This window comes from Brevundimonas sp. GW460-12-10-14-LB2, assembly GCF_001636925.1.
GTDB classification, from domain to species: Bacteria; Pseudomonadota; Alphaproteobacteria; order Caulobacterales; family Caulobacteraceae; genus Brevundimonas; species Brevundimonas vesicularis.
Window position 1 is genome coordinate 3,145,225 of the sequence record NZ_CP015511.1, and the last position, 14,503, is coordinate 3,159,727.

A 14,503-nucleotide genomic window follows, 5' to 3' on the forward strand; every position below is an offset into this window, starting at 1 on the left:
GGCGACGAATCTCGTCCGGCTCAAGCGTCGCCGGCGCGCATTCCGATCCGAACCAGGGTGGACAGGTTCGCGGCCTGCATTTTCGTCATCACCTTGGCGCGAAAGATTTCCACCGTGCGCGGGCTGATCTCCAGCCTTTGCGCGATCTCCTTGTTGGAGCAGCCGTCGATCAGGGCGTCGAACACCTGACGCTCGCGCGGGGTCAGGGTGTCCAGTCGGGCCTTGGCGTCCTCTCGCGCGATCCGCTCGGCCTCAAGACTGGTCAGGGAGGCCAGACAGCTGGAAACCGCGTCCAGCATTCGCTGCGGATCGAACGGCTTTTCGACGAAATCCACGACGCCCGCCTTCATCAACTGAACCGCCAGCGTCACCTCCCCATGACCCGTGATGACGATCACCGGCCAAGTGTCGCCGCGCAGGCTCTTGAGACGCCCAACGAGTTCAGAACCCTGAAGCCCCGGCATCCTCACATCGGTGATGACGCAGGCGCTCTTGTCTGCAGGCAGATTGACCAGGAAGTCGTCGGCGCTGACGAAACTGCGCGCCCGGAAACCCGCTCCTCGCAGCATCAGCACCAAGGCGTCACGCATGGCGGGGTCGTCGTCGATGATGAAAACGGAGTGCGGGCTCATCAGATTTCGGACTCCGTGGGACGCGGCAAACGAAACGAAAAGGTCGCTCCACCCTGAGAATTCCGGCTGACGACCAGGGTCGCGCCGTGGCTTTCGACGATTGAACGCGTGACCGACAGCCCCAGACCCATGCCGCCGGCCTTAGTCGTCGCCATCGGATGAAAGATGCTGTCGATTCTGTCTTCGGGGATGCCGTCGCCATTGTCGCACACCGCGATCTCATAGCCGTCCGCGCCCAGCGTCCGGCCGGTCACCGTCACGCGCGCGCCCTCGCGTCCGATGACGGCGTCCACGGCGTTGCGCACCAGATTGGCCAGCGCCTGCTGAATTTGAATGCGGTCGGCCAGAACCTGATCGTCGTCTTCTTCCACATCCAGAGCGATCGTCGTGTCGGTGTCCTGTCCCGTCAGGGCGAAGACCGGCGCCAGGTCCAGGACGATCAGCGAGGCGCGCTCTTCGGTGAAGGACCGCGAACCTGTGGCGACCTGTTCGCGCATGCGCCGAATGATGTCGCCGGCGCGCAGCAACTGGGTCTTGGCCAAGTCGATGGTCCTGGCCGGCCCTTCCGCGACCGTCCCCAGCCGTGTCAGTTCGGCTTGGCCGGCATGTAGATAAACGGTGGCGGCGGTCAGCGGCTGGTTCAGTTCGTGGGCCAGGGTCGCGGCCATTTCGCCCATCGAGTTCAAACGCCAGACGCTGCTGAGCTTGTCGTTCAGGTCGCGCTCGCCCTTGCGGATTGTCTCGGCCTGGCTTTGATCGCCCAGCGTCAGGACGATGTGTTCGGGGGCGATGTCGTCCGGGAGCACGTTGGCGTGAAGCGTCAGCGGCGACCCCGGCGTGTCTATATTCCCGCTCGTCCAGGGGCCGGAGGACGGGCTCAGCACCTCGCCGCCTCGGCGAGCCTTCGCCAGGGCCGCGTCGTCGAAGCCGGGCAGCAGCGATCCGAAAGGCTGCGCCATCGCCGCCTCTCGATCCACACGCAGAAGATCGGCGGCGGCTGGGGTCACGCGGCGCGTGCGTCCTTCACGGTCCAGGGTCACGATCGGCGTCGTGGCCACGATGGTGTCGAGCAGCATCTCGCGCAGCGCCAGATCGCGCGTCAGGGCGCGGGCCTGTTCCAACGAGTCGATCAGCCGACGACAGACCTCGGCGATGACCCAGGCGATGACCGCGAAAAGCGCGGCGTTGGTCGCCGCATCCAGCACGCTTTCGCGATGCACCAGCCACAGGTTGGCCCCGATGGCCAACAGGATCGCCAGCACGACCGCGCCCCTTTGCGCCAGCAGAGCCGTAACAATCACCGCCGGGACCAGCGGCAGATAATAGAAGTTTCCAAACGGTTCGAGCGCGCTGCGAACCAGCGTCGCCACAAGAACAGCCAGACACGCGATCAAGACCCCGCTCCACCATGTCCTGGACCTGAAAATCATGTCCTCGTGCTGTTCCTAGGCTGCTGGATATATTTCACCGGAGTATGAGTTGGGATGCGAAAACTCGACAGAACTTGGGCTGCCGGGCCTCGCCGCTTTTCTGACAACTTTCGTATAGGCTCATTTCGACTACGTGAACATACGTAGTCGCTCAAATTCGGTTTGGAGTGACCCGCACCCCCTACGATGCCGCGGCTTGGACGCTGGTCGACACATCTTATGGGTTACGCAATCCTACATACGGTCCGGTTCAGATTTAATATTAATCATCGCCTCATCCTTGGGCTTCAGAATGCAGAAGCTTCAGGGATCATCATGTTTCGTTCGTCAGCCTTCTTTGTTGTCGCGGCAGTAGGCCTCGCAGCGCCGATCACCTCCCAGGCCCAATCGTTCGGCCTCGATGTCGGTGTCGCCAGCCAGTATGTCGGCAAAGGGCTGGGCAAGAGCAATCAGGACGTTGCGCCTTTCGCCAAGGCGGAAGCCGGCTTCGGCGAAGGCTACGCCAGCGTCTTCGTCTCTGACGCCGCCGGATCTCAAGGCTACGACATGGAGATCGTCAGCATGGTCGGTTGGCGACCCAAGGCGGGCGGTTTCACCTTGGATCTGGGGGTCATGAATCGCGACCTGCCAGGGTCGCGCGCCGGCGTAGACAAAAACTACTGGGAATATCAGGCGGACGCTTCACGCAAGCTGGGCCCCGTGGCGACGCGCCTGCGCGTCAACTATTCGCCCGACGGCTTCGCGGCGACGAAAGAGGCCTGGTGGCTGGAGCTTCAAGGCACGGTCTCCGTCGCCGCCAAGACAAAGATTTCGGCCGCCGTCGCCAACCGCATGGCGGACGGCGGCGTCGACTACAACGCCTGGAACGTCGGCGCCAAACAGAAGCTGACCGACGCCTTTGCCGTCGATCTGCGCTGGTACGACACCGACCGCCACAGCGCAGGCGAGCCCTATGAAGGCCGCCTCGTCGCCGCCGCCACCTATTCGTTCTGAGTTACTTATCCACCGGGGGATGCTGAGTTGAAGTTGATTGAGAATATGTCTGTCGGCCGCAAGCTGTTCGCGGCCTTTGGTCTCGTTCTGGCGGCGATCGCCGTCATGGGCGTCGTCGTCGTCACCAGCCTGCTTCAGTTAGAGAAGGCCGGCGAGGTTCGCACGGTGGAGAACCAGGCCAACCGCACCACGGCGACGGCCGAGTTCTACATGACGCGCCAGGAGAACGCCTTCCGCGGCTACCTCCTGTCTCAGGATCCCTACTATATCGAGCGCGTCGATGCGCACCGCGCCAAGTTTCGGGCGGCCATGGACGAGTTGCGCGGCGAACTGCCGGCCGATCGCGCCGCCCTGATCGACAAGGCGGTCGAGGCCAATGCGACCTGGTACAAGAACGTCGTCGAAGCCGGTTCCGCGATGGTGCGCGACGGTCGCGCGTCCCAGGCCGTGCAAATGGTCGGGCGCAACGGAACGGCCGACAACTACGTCGCACCGGTCGAAGACACGATCGACCAGATCAAGAGCGCCAACGAATTGGCGCGCAAGGCCTCGACCGAAGCTCAGGCCGCCGCCAGCCGCACCGCGCTGATCGCCACGATCGTGGGACTGATCTCGGCCTTGGTGATCGCCGTCATCGCCGGCTTCGTCGCGACGCGCTCCATCGTGCGCCCGATCTTCACGATGATCGGCTATATGCAAAAACTGATGGCCGGCGATACCGACATCAAGGTCGCCAGCGCCGAGCGCAAGGATGAGTTCGGCAAGATGGGTCAGGCCATCGTGGCCTTCCGCGACGCCGCGATCGAAAAGGTCCGCGTCGAACAGGAGGCGATCGCCAACCGGTCCATGAGCGAGCAGGAACGCGCTGAACGCGAGGCCGAGAAGGCGCGTGAGGCCGCCGAGGACGCCCAGGCCATCGGCGCCTTGGGCCAGGGTCTTTCCGCCATGTCGAACGGCGACCTGACCTACCGGATCGAGATCGACTTCAACCCCAAGACCGCGCAGCTGAAGGCCGACTTCAACGCCGCCATCTCCCAGCTGCAGCAGGCCGTCTCGGTCGTAGTCAACAATGTCTCGGGCATCCGCTCGGGCGCCGGCGAGATTTCGCAGGCGGCCGACGACCTGTCGCGCCGCACCGAACAGCAGGCCGCCTCGCTGGAGGAAACGGCTGCGGCCCTGGATGAAATCACCGCCACGGTGAACAAGACCGCCTCGGGCGCCCGTCAAGCCTCCGACGTGGTTCAGGCCGCGCGCGGCGACGCCGAGAAGAGCGGCATCATCGTCCGCGACGCCGTCCAGGCCATGACCGCCATCGAAGGCTCGTCCACCCAGATCAATCAGATCATCGGCGTCATCGACGAGATCGCCTTCCAGACCAACCTTCTGGCCCTGAACGCCGGCGTCGAGGCCGCGCGTGCCGGCGAGGCCGGTCGCGGCTTCGCGGTGGTCGCCTCCGAAGTGCGCGCCCTGGCCCAGCGTTCGGCCGAGGCCGCCAAGGAGATCAAGACCCTGATCTCGGCCTCGACGGGGCAGGTCGGCTCGGGCGTCAAACTGGTCGGCGAGACCGGCGAGGCCCTGCAACGGATCGTGGACCGGGTCGCCGAGATCGACAGCCTAGTCACAGAAATCGCGGCCTCGGCCCAGGAACAGGCCGTCGGTCTGGCCCAGGTCAACACCGCCGTGAACCAGATGGACCAGGTCACCCAGCAGAACGCGGCCATGGTCGAGCAATCGACCGCCGCCAGCCATTCGCTGGCCCAGGAGGCGGAAAGCCTGCAAGCCTCGGTCGCCCAGTTCCGCGTCGGGGCCTCGTCGCCGCGCGCCGCTGCGCCCACGCCGGTTCGCACGCCTGTGCCCGTCGCCAAGCCCGCTCCTCGCTCCAGTCACATGGTCGCTGCGCTGAAAACCATCGGCCGGGGCGGCGCTGCGCCCAGGCCTCAAGTCACCGCCGCCGAAGACGGTTGGGAGGAATTCTGATGACCGAAACCGTGATCCTGTCCGACGTGCTGGACCTGAATGCGGCCGAGCCTCTGAAGGCTGAACTGCTGGCCCTGCGCAGTCATCCGGTGGTCCTGGACGCCTCTGCAGTTCAGCGTCTGGGCGGCCTGTGCCTGCAAATCCTGCTGTCGGCGCGAAAGACGTGGGCGGCAGACGGCGTCAACCTAAGTTTAGGGTCTGTGTCCCAATATTGGACGGAACAATGGGCGGCCTACGGCGCGCCGGACTTCAACACCGAGGGGGCGTTGGCATGACCAAGACCGTTCTGACGATCGACGATTCACGCACCATGCGCGACATGCTGCTGATGGCGCTGGAAGACGCGGGCTACACCGTGATCCAGGCAGTGGACGGCGTGGACGGTCTGGAGACCTTGGCGTCCAAGGGCGCCGACGTCATCATCACCGACATCAACATGCCGCGCATGGACGGCTTCGGCGTCATCGAGGGCGTCCGCGCCGATCCGAACCACCGCACGACCCCTGTGCTGGTGCTGACGACCGAGAGCGACGTCGAGAAGAAGGCCCGCGCCCGCGCCGCCGGCGCCACCGGCTGGATCGTCAAGCCGTTCGACCCCGCAAAGCTGGTGGACGCCGTCCGCCGCGTCGCCGCCTGATCGCCTGAAGCCCGCCGGACCCCGACCTAATGGACGCCTTCGAAGCCATCAAAGCCACCTTCTTCCAGGAATGCGACGAACTGCTCGCGGACCTGGAAGCCAAGCTGATGCTGCTTGAACAGGGTCAGACCGACCTGGAGACGATCAACGCCGTCTTCCGCGCCGTCCATTCGGTCAAGGGCGGGGCAGGGGCCTTTGGCCTGGAGGCCCTGGTTCGGTTCGCCCACGTCTTCGAGACCCTGATGGACGAACTGCGCGCGGGCCGTAAGCCGTGCGACGCCATCACCATCAAGACCCTGCTGCGCGCCTCCGACGTGCTGGCCGATCATATCCAGGCCGCCCAGGGTCTGATCCCGCCGGTGGACGAGGCGCGGTCCGCCGCCCTGGTCGCCGAAATGCAGGTCCTGACCCACGGCGGCGAGGCGCCGGTCGAGGTCGAGGAAGACGAAGATGACTTCGGCTTCACCCCCATGGCCTTCGACATGGCGCTGGACGAGCCTGCGCCCCTGCCCATCGCCGACCTGGGCGCCGACGCCCCGTCGGTCGGCTGGCGCATCGTGTTCAAGCCGATGGGCCGGATGTACGTCAACGCCAACGAGACCAGCCTGCTGCTGCGCGAACTGGGCCGCCTCGGCCCGGTCACGGTCGTCGTGGACGACAGCGAGACGCCGACGCTGGACGCGCTGTCGATCGAGGACGGCTGCCTGACCTGGACGGTCGATCTGGCCGCCGCCGTCGACGAGGCGGCCGTGCGCGAGGTCTTCGACTTTGTCGAAAGCGACTGCGATCTGACCATCACGCCCCTGGGCGCCGGCGGCGCAACCGACATCGTCGCGTTCGACGACGAACCGGCCGCCGTCCTGCCCGCCAGCGACGATCTGGACATCGCCGCCCTGCTGGCCAAGGCCGCTGGCGCCGCCGCCGAGCCGGCGGCCGAGGTCGTGCCCTTCGCTCCCCTGGAGTTGGAGCCCGCGCCGGCCCCGATCGCGGCTGCACCTGCCGTAGAGCCGGCGGCTGCCCCTGTCGCCGCACCCGTGGCGGCGACGCCCGCGCCGGCTTCCGCCCCTGTCGCGCCCGCGCCGGTGACGATCCGTGTCGATCTGGACCGCGTGGATCGCCTGATCAACGTCGTCGGCGAACTCGTCATCCAGCAGGCCATGCTGTCGCAGCGCGTCCTGGAAAGCGGCCTTGCCCGGTCGTCCGGCATCGCGCTGGGCCTCGAAGATCTGGAGCTGCTGACCCGCGAGATCCAGGACAGCGTCATGGCCATCCGCGCCCAGCCGGTGAAGTCGGTGTTCCAGCGTATGCCGCGCCTGGTCCGCGAAGTCGCCGACATGGTCTCCAAACAGGTTCGCCTGGTCACGGCCGGCGAGGATACCGAGGTCGACAAGACCGTGGTCGAACGCCTGGCCGAGCCGATCACCCACATGCTGCGCAACGCCATCGACCATGGACTGGAAACGCCCGAGGAGCGTGTCGCCGCCGGCAAGCCGGCCGAGGGCGCGGTGCGTCTCGCGGCCCTGCACCGCTCGGGTCGGATCGTCATCGAAATCTCCGACGACGGCCGCGGCATCAACCGCGAACGGGTCAAGAAGATCGCCGTCGACAAGGGTCTGATCGCCGCCGACGCGCCGCTGACCGACGAGCAGATCGACAATCTGATCTTCGCGCCGGGCTTCTCCACCGCCGCCGTCGTGTCCGACATTTCGGGCCGGGGCGTGGGCATGGACGTGGTCAAACGCTCGATCCAGGCCTTGGGCGGACGCATCTCCATCAGCTCGGTTCCGGGCAAGGGCTCGACCTTCACCCTCAGCCTGCCGCTGACGCTGGCGGTGCTGGACGGCATGGTCGTCGCCGCCGCCGAACAGACGCTGATCGCGCCGCTGCCGGCCATCGTCGAGAGCCTGACTCCGCAAGCCATCGACCTGCATTTCGTCGGCGGCGTGGATCCCGTCATCCGCTTCCGCGATCGCTTCCTGCCGCTGATCGACGTGGCCCTGATCATGGGCTTCCGCGAACAGCCGATGAACCCGACCGAAGGCGTCGCCGTGGTCGTCGAAACCGAAGGCGGTCAGCAGGCGGCCCTGCTGTTCGACGCCATCCAGGGCCAGCGCCAAGTGGTCATCAAGAGCCTGGAAACCAACTACCAGCAGGTCGAGGGCGTCGCCGCCGCCACCATCCTGGGCGACGGGCGCGTGGCCCTGATCCTGGATGTCGACGTGCTGGTCACCGACATGCGCCGCAAATCCGTCCGTCCCGACTTCAAGCTCGCGAGCTGAACCATGACCGAAGCCAAAGATCTCCAGCGTGAACTGATCGCCTTCCGCATCGGCAGTCAGGAATTCTGCGTCGACATCATGTCGGTGCGCGAAATCCGCGGCTGGACGCCGGCGACGCCTCTGCCCCGTTCGCCGGGATACATGAAGGGCGTCATCAACCTGCGCGGCACGGTCCTGCCGATCATCGATCTAGGCGCGCGCTTCGGCCTGACGACCTCGGAACCGACGGCGCGCCACGTCATCATGGTGGCCCACATTGGCGGCCGCATGGTCGGCCTGCTGGTCGACGCCGTGTCCGACATCCTGCAGATGAGCGAGGCCTCGGTCCAGCCGACGCCCGACGTCGCCAGCGATCAGGTCAAGACCTTCGTCAAGGGCATCTTCTCGATCGACGGCCGCATGATCAGCCTGATCGAACTGGATTACATCCTGCCGCAAGTCGAGGCCGAAGCCGCATGACCGCCGCCGCCGGCCGGGGATCCATCGTCGAGGGCGAGTTCGTCTTCACCGCCGAGGATTTCCGCCACATCGCCCAGATGCTGCACGCCCACGCGGGCATCGCCCTGAACGAGGGCAAGGCCGCGCTCGTGTATTCGCGCCTGGCCAAGCGCCTGCGCACCTTGGGTCTGACCAGCTTCCGCGACTACTGCGCCCTCGTCGAGGGCGTGGACGGCGTGGACGAGCGTCAGAAGATGACGGCGGCCCTGACCACCAACGTCACCCGCTTCTATCGCGAGCCGCACCATTTCGACGACCTGCGCGACCGGGTCATGCCTGAACTTGCGGCGCGCGCCCGCGCCGGCGGCCGGGTCCGTCTGTGGTCGGCGGCCTGCTCGAATGGGCAGGAGCCCTATTCGATGGCCCTGACCGTGCTTCAGGCCCTGCCCGAAGCGGCCGAGCTGGATGTGCGTATCCTGGCCACCGACATCGATCCCAACATGGTCGCCCAGGGCCATGACGGCGTCTATTCCGAAGAGGCGCTGGAGCCCGCGCCCGTCACCCTGTGGCGCAAATATTTCGACCGTGCCGATCGCGGCCAGTGGGTCGCAGGCGCGCAGCTGAAGCGCCTGGTCAGCTTCAAGGAACTGAACCTGATCGGCGACTGGCCGATGAAGGGCAAGTTCGACGTCATCTTCTGCCGCAACGTCGTCATCTACTTCGACGACGCCACCCAGGAGCGGGTGTGGAAGCGCTTCACCCCGCTGATGAACCCCGGCGCGACCCTCTACATCGGCCACTCCGAACGCGTCTCCGGCCCGGCGACCAGCCAGCTTCAGACCGCCGGCCTGACCACCTATCGTCTGGGTGGCGCATGAGCCCCGTCCGCGTCCTCGTCGTCGATGACAGCCTGACCATGCGCGGGCTGATCTCGGCCGCCCTGAAGTCAGATCCTGAGATCGAGGTCGTCGGCACCGCCGCCGATCCCATCGAGGCCCGCGCCGCGATCAAGGCCCTGAACCCCGACGTCATTACGCTCGACGTCGAAATGCCCAACATGAACGGCTTGGAGTTTCTGGAAAAGATCATGCGGCTGCGGCCCATGCCGGTGGTCATGGTCTCGACCCTGACGGCGGCGGGCACGGACGTGACCCTGGCCGCGCTGGAAATCGGCGCGGTGGACGCGGTGGCCAAACCGGCGATCGCCAGCGTCGACGCCTTCCACGACCTGATCGGCAAGGTGAAGACCGCCGCCCGTTCGCGCGTGCGCGCCCGCGGCGACACGCCCGCCGCCGCCGAGGCGCCGCGCGCCTATCACGCCGATCCCAATCAGATTCTCGCCATCGGTTCGTCCACCGGCGGGGTCGAGGCCCTGCTGACGGTGCTCAGCGGCTTCCCGCTGGATTGCCCGGCGACCGTCATCACCCAGCATATGCCGGCGACCTTCACCGCCAGCTTCGCCGCCCGCCTGGACCGTGTCTGCGCCCCGACCGTGACTGAGGCGGTGGACGGCGCCCCGCTGAAGCCGGGCCACATCTATCTGGCCCCCGGCGGCGCAACCCATCTTGAGGTGTCCGGCGGCCTGACACCCCGGTGCCGCCTGATCGCCAGTGATCCCGTCAACGGCCACCGTCCGTCGGTCGATGTGATGTTCGAATCCGTCGCCCGGCTGAAGCGTCCGATGACCGGCGTCATCCTGACCGGCATGGGCCGTGACGGCGCCAAGGGCCTGCTGACCATGCGCCAGGCCGGCGGCCGCACCCTGGGCCAGGACGAGGCGACCTGCGTCGTCTACGGCATGCCCAAGGCCGCCTATGAAATCGGCGCCGTGGAGCGGCAGTTGCCGTTGCACCGCCTGTCCCCCGCCATTCTCGAACTGTGCGCCGATCCGGCCGCGCGGTCTGTCGCCTAATCGGGAGCGTAACCTATGCCCGCCGCCGCCTCACTTCACTGCCTGGTCGTCGACGATCAGATGACGATGCGTTCGCTGGTCCGCACCAGCCTGCAACAGCTCGGCGTGCGCGAGATCCGCGAGGCCGCCGACGGCGAGATCGCCCTGCGCGAGATCGTGTCCAAGCCCGCGCACCTGATCATCTCCGACTACAATATGCCGAACCTGGACGGCCTGGGCCTGCTGCGCGCCGTGCGCGCCCATCCCCCCACCTCCAAGACCGCCTTCATCATGCTGACGGGCCGCGCCGACCGCGAGCTGGTCCAGCGCGCGGTGCAGTTCGGGGTCAACAACTATCTGGTCAAGCCTTTCACCGTCGCCCAGCTGAAGGGCAAGCTGGAAGCCGTTTTCGGTCCTCTGACATGAGTTTCGCCGCCCTGAAGGACACGGTCGAAAAGCGCGTTCACGTCGGTCAGGGCGAGCACTTCATCACGTCCGATCCCAATGTCGTGCTCAGCACCATCCTGGGGTCCTGCGTCGCCATGTGCGTGCGTGATCCGTTGGCGGGCGTCGGCGGCATGAATCACTTCCTGCTGCCCGAAGGCTCGGGCGCGGGCACCGACGCGGGACGTCGCTACGGCGCCTATGCGATGGAGCTGCTGATCAACGACATGCTCAAGGCCGGCGCCCGTCGCGACCGGCTGGAGGCCAAGTTGTTCGGCGGCGGCCGTATGTTCGACAGCCTGCGCGACGTGGGACGCAGCAACGCCGACTTCGCCGAGAAATTCCTGCGCGACGAAGGCATTCCCGTCGTGGGCGGCAGCCTGCGCGGCGACGGCGGACGGCGCCTGCACTACTGGCCCGTCACCGGCCGCGCCCTGCAACGCGCCGTCACCGACGTCGTCGCGCCCAAGCCCGTGCCCGTCATGGCCCCGGTCGATACCGGCGCCCTGGAACTGTTCTAAGCATGAGCGCCCCTCCCGAACACGCCGATCTGCTGGCCGCCGTCGCCGACGAGCTGATGCTGGTGCGCGAAGGCATCGACGGGATCGAGGCCCTGGTCAGCGATCTGGTCCGCCGCGCTCCGCCTGAGGAACGTCCCAACGCCCTGACCCAGGCCCAGGCCCTGGACGCCCTGACTCAACGTCTCGAGGCTCTGTCCGGCGTCCTGCGTATGCTGGGCGGCGGCGCCAGCCCGTCCGAGGCCGTCAGCCGACTGTCGCTGGCCGACATGGCCGGCCGCCTTCGCCCCGCCGCCGGCGAGCATCGCCCGCAATCAACCGCCGACGCCGGCGACCTGATGCTGTTCTGACGCCATGGCCAAGAGCGATCGGGTCAATCTGGCGCACACCACGGTCCTTCTGATCGACGACCAGCCCACGTCGCTGGATATGCTGGGGTCCATCGTCCAGGGCTTCGGCTGCAAGGAGCAGGTCAAATGCGCCTCGGCCCAGGCGGCCGTCGAACTGCTGGCGCGCCGCTCGGTCGATCTGATCCTGATCGACTGCATCATGCCGGACATGGACGGGTATGACTTCGTGCGCTGGCTGCGGCGCGACGCCCCCACGCCGACCCGCTATGTGCCCGTCATCATGATCCTGGGCCACGCCTCCCAGGCCAAGGTCCAGCAGGGCCGCGACTGCGGGGCCAGCTTCATCGTCGCCAAGCCCTTGTCGCCGTCCCTGCTGCTGAAGCGCATCATCTGGCTGGGCGGCGAGGACCGGGATTTCGTCGAGGCTGAACACTACATCGGGCCCGACCGCAGGGTGCGCAACTATGGGCCGCCCCCCGGCACCGACGGCCGCCGCTCAAGCGACCTGTCCGGCGATCTGGGCGAGGCGGTCGAGGAAAACATGGATCAGGACGACATCGACATGCTGATGAAGCCGATGAAGGTCAGCCTGTGACCGAGCCAGCCGCCGCGCCCAAGACGCCCACCGTCCGCCGCGTCCACACCTCGCTCCAGCGTCAGATGGCGCGGCCTGGCGGTCGTCTGATCGTCGAGGCCGAGTCGCGCGCCAACCAGGCGCTGGATGAACAGCGCGACCACGTCTTCACCCTGTTGACGGCCAATGTCGACGCCATCGAGGCCCTGTGCGCGACCCGCCCGCAGGATGCTCCGGCCCAAATCTACGCCTTCGCCTCCGCCATGGTCGACATGGCCGGCTATCTGGACGTCCCGACCTTCTTCGAGGCCGCCTTCAGCCTGTGCGAGATCGCCGACCGGATGAAGAGCGCCGGCAGCTGGTCTTGGCCCTCGGTCGAGGTTCACGTCCGCGCGCTCCGCCTGACCCTGGCCGCCCAGGGCCAGACCAGCGCCGATTCCGACCGCCTCCTGGAGGGCCTGCGCGCCCTGACCGCTCACGTTCCGCCCGTCGGTTAACGGCCGTTCCGTTCTCGCGGAACAAGGGCGAAACGAATCAGGACCGAATCGCTGACATCGCCCGTTTCGTCCTTTGTTCACCGCGATATCTGGTAGGTTAAGCAGCCTTAACCACAAACGCCCGACGCCGGAGTCGAACGACCGCCGCCCGACTTTTTCGCCGCCCCGACTTCCCCCCGCCGCCCCGACCCGCTACGGCGTCCTGCGTGGCCCCGTAGCTCAGCGGCATAGAGCAAGGCTTTCCTAAAGCCGAGGTCGCAGGTTGGAGTCCTGCCGGGGTCGCCATCGCGCTGTCGGGTGCATTCTAATCGTCGAGGGGCAGCTCGCTATCGAATGGGATCCGATCAATCGCCTCCCACGGGCCGTCCAGATAGCGCCAGACGAGCAGGCCTTCAGCGAGAATGTCGAACGGCTCGAACTCCAATTTAAGGTACTCAAGCAACTGTTTGGCGTCTGCGGGCTCAACCTTGTTCTGGATCGTGATGTGCGGCCGGAACAGGGCCTGATCCTGGCGGGTCAGCCAGGGCGAAAAGGCCTCCGCGAGTTGTCCACGCAGTCGGTCCAGATCGGCGGACGCCAGGCGGTAGGCCACGCCACGCCCCAAGGACCACGGGCCGCGTACATCGAGGCGGATGGGCGTCTGCCGCCGGCACGCCGACTTCAGCGTCTCCAACACGAAGTCTTCCTGCGCCCCAGGGAGCGCGTGGAACAGGGTTAGATGAGCTGGGATGAAGTTGCGGTGGCGGGGAAAGTGCGCCTGGCGCAAGCCGTCGAACCAGTCGAAGGCGCCGTCGTCCAGGGCTGCGGTGATGATGAGCGGCGGCTGATCTGCCACGATCAAGCCTCCCGCCGGGCCAAGCCGCGCCGCCAGGCGTGGGCGGCCGCGCGATGGAGCGTCGCATGGCGGCGCGCCAGACGATCAATGTCGTGGTCATATCCACCGCCGATGACTCCGACGAGCGGCGCGACCGCCAGACAGGTTTCCAGCACATAGGCGTCGCGCTCAGCCAATCCCTCGTCGCTCAGCGACAGTCGCCCCAGCCGGTCGCTTTCGTGCGGATCGACGCCGGCGATGTAGAAGACGAGATCCGGTGCAACGCGTTGAAGCAGGTCGGGCAGAACGTCTTTGAGCCGGGCGACATAGGCCTCGTCGCCTGTTCCGTCGAGCAGGTCGATATCTAGATCGCTGGGCCCCCTACGCACCGGAAAATTCTTCTCGCCATGCATGGAGAAGGTGAAGACGCGAGGTTCGTGTTCGAAGATGAAGGCGGTTCCATCGCCCTGATGGACGTCCAGATCGACCACCAGGACCTGGCCGACTTCGCCATTATCGAGCAAGGCTCTCGCGGCCACGCCGATGTCGTTGAAGACGCAGAAGCCGGCGCCGCCCATCGGGCCGGCATGATGGCTCCCGCCGGCCGTGTTGCAGGCGAGGCCGTGGCGAAGGGCGAGACGGGCGGCTGTCAGCGTGCCGCCGACGGCGGCCTGCGTGCGTTCGACGACGCTTTGGGTGATCGGCAAGCCGATGTCCCGTTCGACCTTCGGCGGAACGCGGGTGTCCAGCACCTGGCGCACATAATCGGGATCATGTACGGCGGCGAGCAGGGAGTAATCCGCAGGTTCGGGCTCCCACAGGCCCTCCGGTCCGATCAGCCCTTCCTCTCTCAGCACCTCCACCAAGCGCGCATACTTCTGCATCGGAAAGCGATGACCCGATGGCAGTTCGGCGCTGTAGGCCGGGTGATAGACGATCGGGGGGAGGGGGCCTGGTTCAGACATGGGTTCCGCAGACAACGCGCCGGCCTTTATGAGGCTGCATCTGAAGAGCCAGCCGAACCCTCTC

Annotated in this window: 17 protein-coding genes and 1 tRNA gene; 14 read left to right on the forward strand and 4 right to left on the reverse strand. The window is 66.5% G+C overall.

Features of this window, described 5'->3' with window-relative positions:
* Nucleotides 1-20: 20 nt before the first annotated feature.
* Entirely contained in the window at nt 21-632 is a 612-nt protein-coding gene (locus A4249_RS15535; RefSeq protein ID WP_066554302.1) for a response regulator transcription factor, read from the reverse strand.
* On the reverse strand, nt 632-2,026 hold the full coding sequence (locus A4249_RS15540) for a two-component system sensor histidine kinase NtrB (RefSeq protein WP_231868726.1): 1,395 nt from the start codon (nt 2,024-2,026) through the stop codon (nt 632-634). Before A4249_RS15540 ends, A4249_RS15535 begins: the two co-directional genes overlap by 1 nt.
* 351 nt (nt 2,027-2,377) lie before the next feature.
* Between A4249_RS15540 and A4249_RS15545 the strand changes: the two genes are divergently transcribed.
* From A4249_RS15545 to A4249_RS15610, 14 genes are all read left to right on the forward strand, one after another.
* The gene (locus A4249_RS15545) at nt 2,378-3,055 is read left to right on the forward strand and encodes a TorF family putative porin (RefSeq protein WP_066554305.1); all 678 of its coding nucleotides are present in this window, start codon (nt 2,378-2,380) and stop codon (nt 3,053-3,055) included.
* Nucleotides 3,056-3,100: 45 nt separating this feature from the next.
* Nucleotides 3,101-5,032 carry a methyl-accepting chemotaxis protein gene (locus A4249_RS15550; RefSeq protein WP_066555352.1) on the forward strand — a complete coding sequence of 644 codons (1,932 nt, stop codon included), beginning with the start codon at nt 3,101-3,103 and terminating at the stop codon, nt 5,030-5,032.
* Entirely contained in the window at nt 5,032-5,307 is a 276-nt protein-coding gene (locus A4249_RS15555) for an STAS domain-containing protein (protein WP_066554308.1), read from the forward strand. Before A4249_RS15550 ends, A4249_RS15555 begins: the two co-directional genes overlap by 1 nt.
* Complete coding sequence (locus A4249_RS15560) at nt 5,304-5,669, forward strand: response regulator (RefSeq protein ID WP_039246220.1); 366 nt, start codon at nt 5,304-5,306, stop codon at nt 5,667-5,669. The genes A4249_RS15555 and A4249_RS15560 overlap by 4 nt, the downstream gene beginning before the upstream one ends.
* 29 nt (nt 5,670-5,698) lie before the next feature.
* Entirely contained in the window at nt 5,699-7,948 is a 2,250-nt protein-coding gene (locus A4249_RS15565) for a chemotaxis protein CheA (RefSeq protein WP_066554311.1), read from the forward strand.
* Between the two features lie 3 nt (nt 7,949-7,951).
* Complete coding sequence (locus tag A4249_RS15570) at nt 7,952-8,407, forward strand: chemotaxis protein CheW (RefSeq protein ID WP_039246217.1); 456 nt, start codon at nt 7,952-7,954, stop codon at nt 8,405-8,407.
* A complete protein-coding gene (locus A4249_RS15575; protein ID WP_045811562.1) occupies nt 8,404-9,264 on the forward strand; it encodes a CheR family methyltransferase in 861 nt (286 codons plus the stop codon). The genes A4249_RS15570 and A4249_RS15575 overlap by 4 nt, the downstream gene beginning before the upstream one ends.
* Entirely contained in the window at nt 9,261-10,298 is a 1,038-nt protein-coding gene (locus tag A4249_RS15580; RefSeq protein ID WP_066554313.1) for a protein-glutamate methylesterase/protein-glutamine glutaminase, read from the forward strand. Before A4249_RS15575 ends, A4249_RS15580 begins: the two co-directional genes overlap by 4 nt.
* Nucleotides 10,299-10,313: 15 nt before the next feature.
* Nucleotides 10,314-10,703, forward strand: coding sequence for a response regulator (locus tag A4249_RS15585; protein WP_039246211.1), 390 nt, complete (start codon nt 10,314-10,316; stop codon nt 10,701-10,703).
* Nucleotides 10,700-11,242: a chemotaxis protein CheD gene (locus tag A4249_RS15590; protein WP_055753918.1), complete on the forward strand. Its 543-nt coding sequence runs from the start codon at nt 10,700-10,702 to the stop codon at nt 11,240-11,242. The genes A4249_RS15585 and A4249_RS15590 overlap by 4 nt, the downstream gene beginning before the upstream one ends.
* 2 nt (nt 11,243-11,244) lie before the next feature.
* A complete protein-coding gene (locus A4249_RS15595; RefSeq protein ID WP_039246206.1) occupies nt 11,245-11,589 on the forward strand; it encodes a hypothetical protein in 345 nt (114 codons plus the stop codon).
* Nucleotides 11,590-11,593: 4 nt separating this feature from the next.
* Nucleotides 11,594-12,184: a response regulator gene (locus tag A4249_RS15600; RefSeq protein ID WP_066554318.1), complete on the forward strand. Its 591-nt coding sequence runs from the start codon at nt 11,594-11,596 to the stop codon at nt 12,182-12,184.
* Nucleotides 12,181-12,660: a hypothetical protein gene (locus tag A4249_RS15605; RefSeq protein ID WP_066554321.1), complete on the forward strand. Its 480-nt coding sequence runs from the start codon at nt 12,181-12,183 to the stop codon at nt 12,658-12,660. The genes A4249_RS15600 and A4249_RS15605 overlap by 4 nt, the downstream gene beginning before the upstream one ends.
* 208 nt (nt 12,661-12,868) lie before the next feature.
* Nucleotides 12,869-12,945, forward strand: a tRNA-Arg gene (locus tag A4249_RS15610).
* A gap of 19 nt (nt 12,946-12,964) precedes the next feature.
* On the opposite strand, the gene A4249_RS15615 is transcribed toward A4249_RS15610, so the two are convergent.
* Together A4249_RS15615 and A4249_RS15620 are read right to left on the reverse strand one after the other, a co-directional pair.
* Nucleotides 12,965-13,495 (reverse strand): 2'-5' RNA ligase family protein, encoded by a 531-nt coding sequence (locus tag A4249_RS15615; RefSeq protein WP_082854199.1) that lies wholly within the window; start codon nt 13,493-13,495, stop codon nt 12,965-12,967.
* 2 nt (nt 13,496-13,497) lie between these two features.
* A complete protein-coding gene (locus tag A4249_RS15620; protein ID WP_066554330.1) occupies nt 13,498-14,439 on the reverse strand; it encodes a histone deacetylase family protein in 942 nt (313 codons plus the stop codon).
* Nucleotides 14,440-14,503 lie beyond the last annotated feature (64 nt).

Coding starts and splice junctions, on each gene's coding strand:
- A4249_RS15535 (WP_066554302.1), bottom strand. CDS start 632: ATGAGCCCGCACTCCGTTTTCATCATCGACGACGACCCCGCCATGCGT.
- A4249_RS15545 (WP_066554305.1), top strand. CDS start 2,378: ATGTTTCGTTCGTCAGCCTTCTTTGTTGTCGCGGCAGTAGGCCTCGCA.
- A4249_RS15550 (WP_066555352.1), top strand. CDS start 3,101: ATGTCTGTCGGCCGCAAGCTGTTCGCGGCCTTTGGTCTCGTTCTGGCG.
- A4249_RS15555 (WP_066554308.1), top strand. CDS start 5,032: ATGACCGAAACCGTGATCCTGTCCGACGTGCTGGACCTGAATGCGGCC.
- A4249_RS15560 (WP_039246220.1), top strand. CDS start 5,304: ATGACCAAGACCGTTCTGACGATCGACGATTCACGCACCATGCGCGAC.
- A4249_RS15565 (WP_066554311.1), top strand. CDS start 5,699: ATGGACGCCTTCGAAGCCATCAAAGCCACCTTCTTCCAGGAATGCGAC.
- A4249_RS15570 (WP_039246217.1), top strand. CDS start 7,952: ATGACCGAAGCCAAAGATCTCCAGCGTGAACTGATCGCCTTCCGCATC.
- A4249_RS15575 (WP_045811562.1), top strand. CDS start 8,404: ATGACCGCCGCCGCCGGCCGGGGATCCATCGTCGAGGGCGAGTTCGTC.
- A4249_RS15580 (WP_066554313.1), top strand. CDS start 9,261: ATGAGCCCCGTCCGCGTCCTCGTCGTCGATGACAGCCTGACCATGCGC.
- A4249_RS15585 (WP_039246211.1), top strand. CDS start 10,314: ATGCCCGCCGCCGCCTCACTTCACTGCCTGGTCGTCGACGATCAGATG.
- A4249_RS15590 (WP_055753918.1), top strand. CDS start 10,700: ATGAGTTTCGCCGCCCTGAAGGACACGGTCGAAAAGCGCGTTCACGTC.
- A4249_RS15595 (WP_039246206.1), top strand. CDS start 11,245: ATGAGCGCCCCTCCCGAACACGCCGATCTGCTGGCCGCCGTCGCCGAC.
- A4249_RS15600 (WP_066554318.1), top strand. CDS start 11,594: ATGGCCAAGAGCGATCGGGTCAATCTGGCGCACACCACGGTCCTTCTG.
- A4249_RS15620 (WP_066554330.1), bottom strand. CDS start 14,439: ATGTCTGAACCAGGCCCCCTCCCCCCGATCGTCTATCACCCGGCCTAC.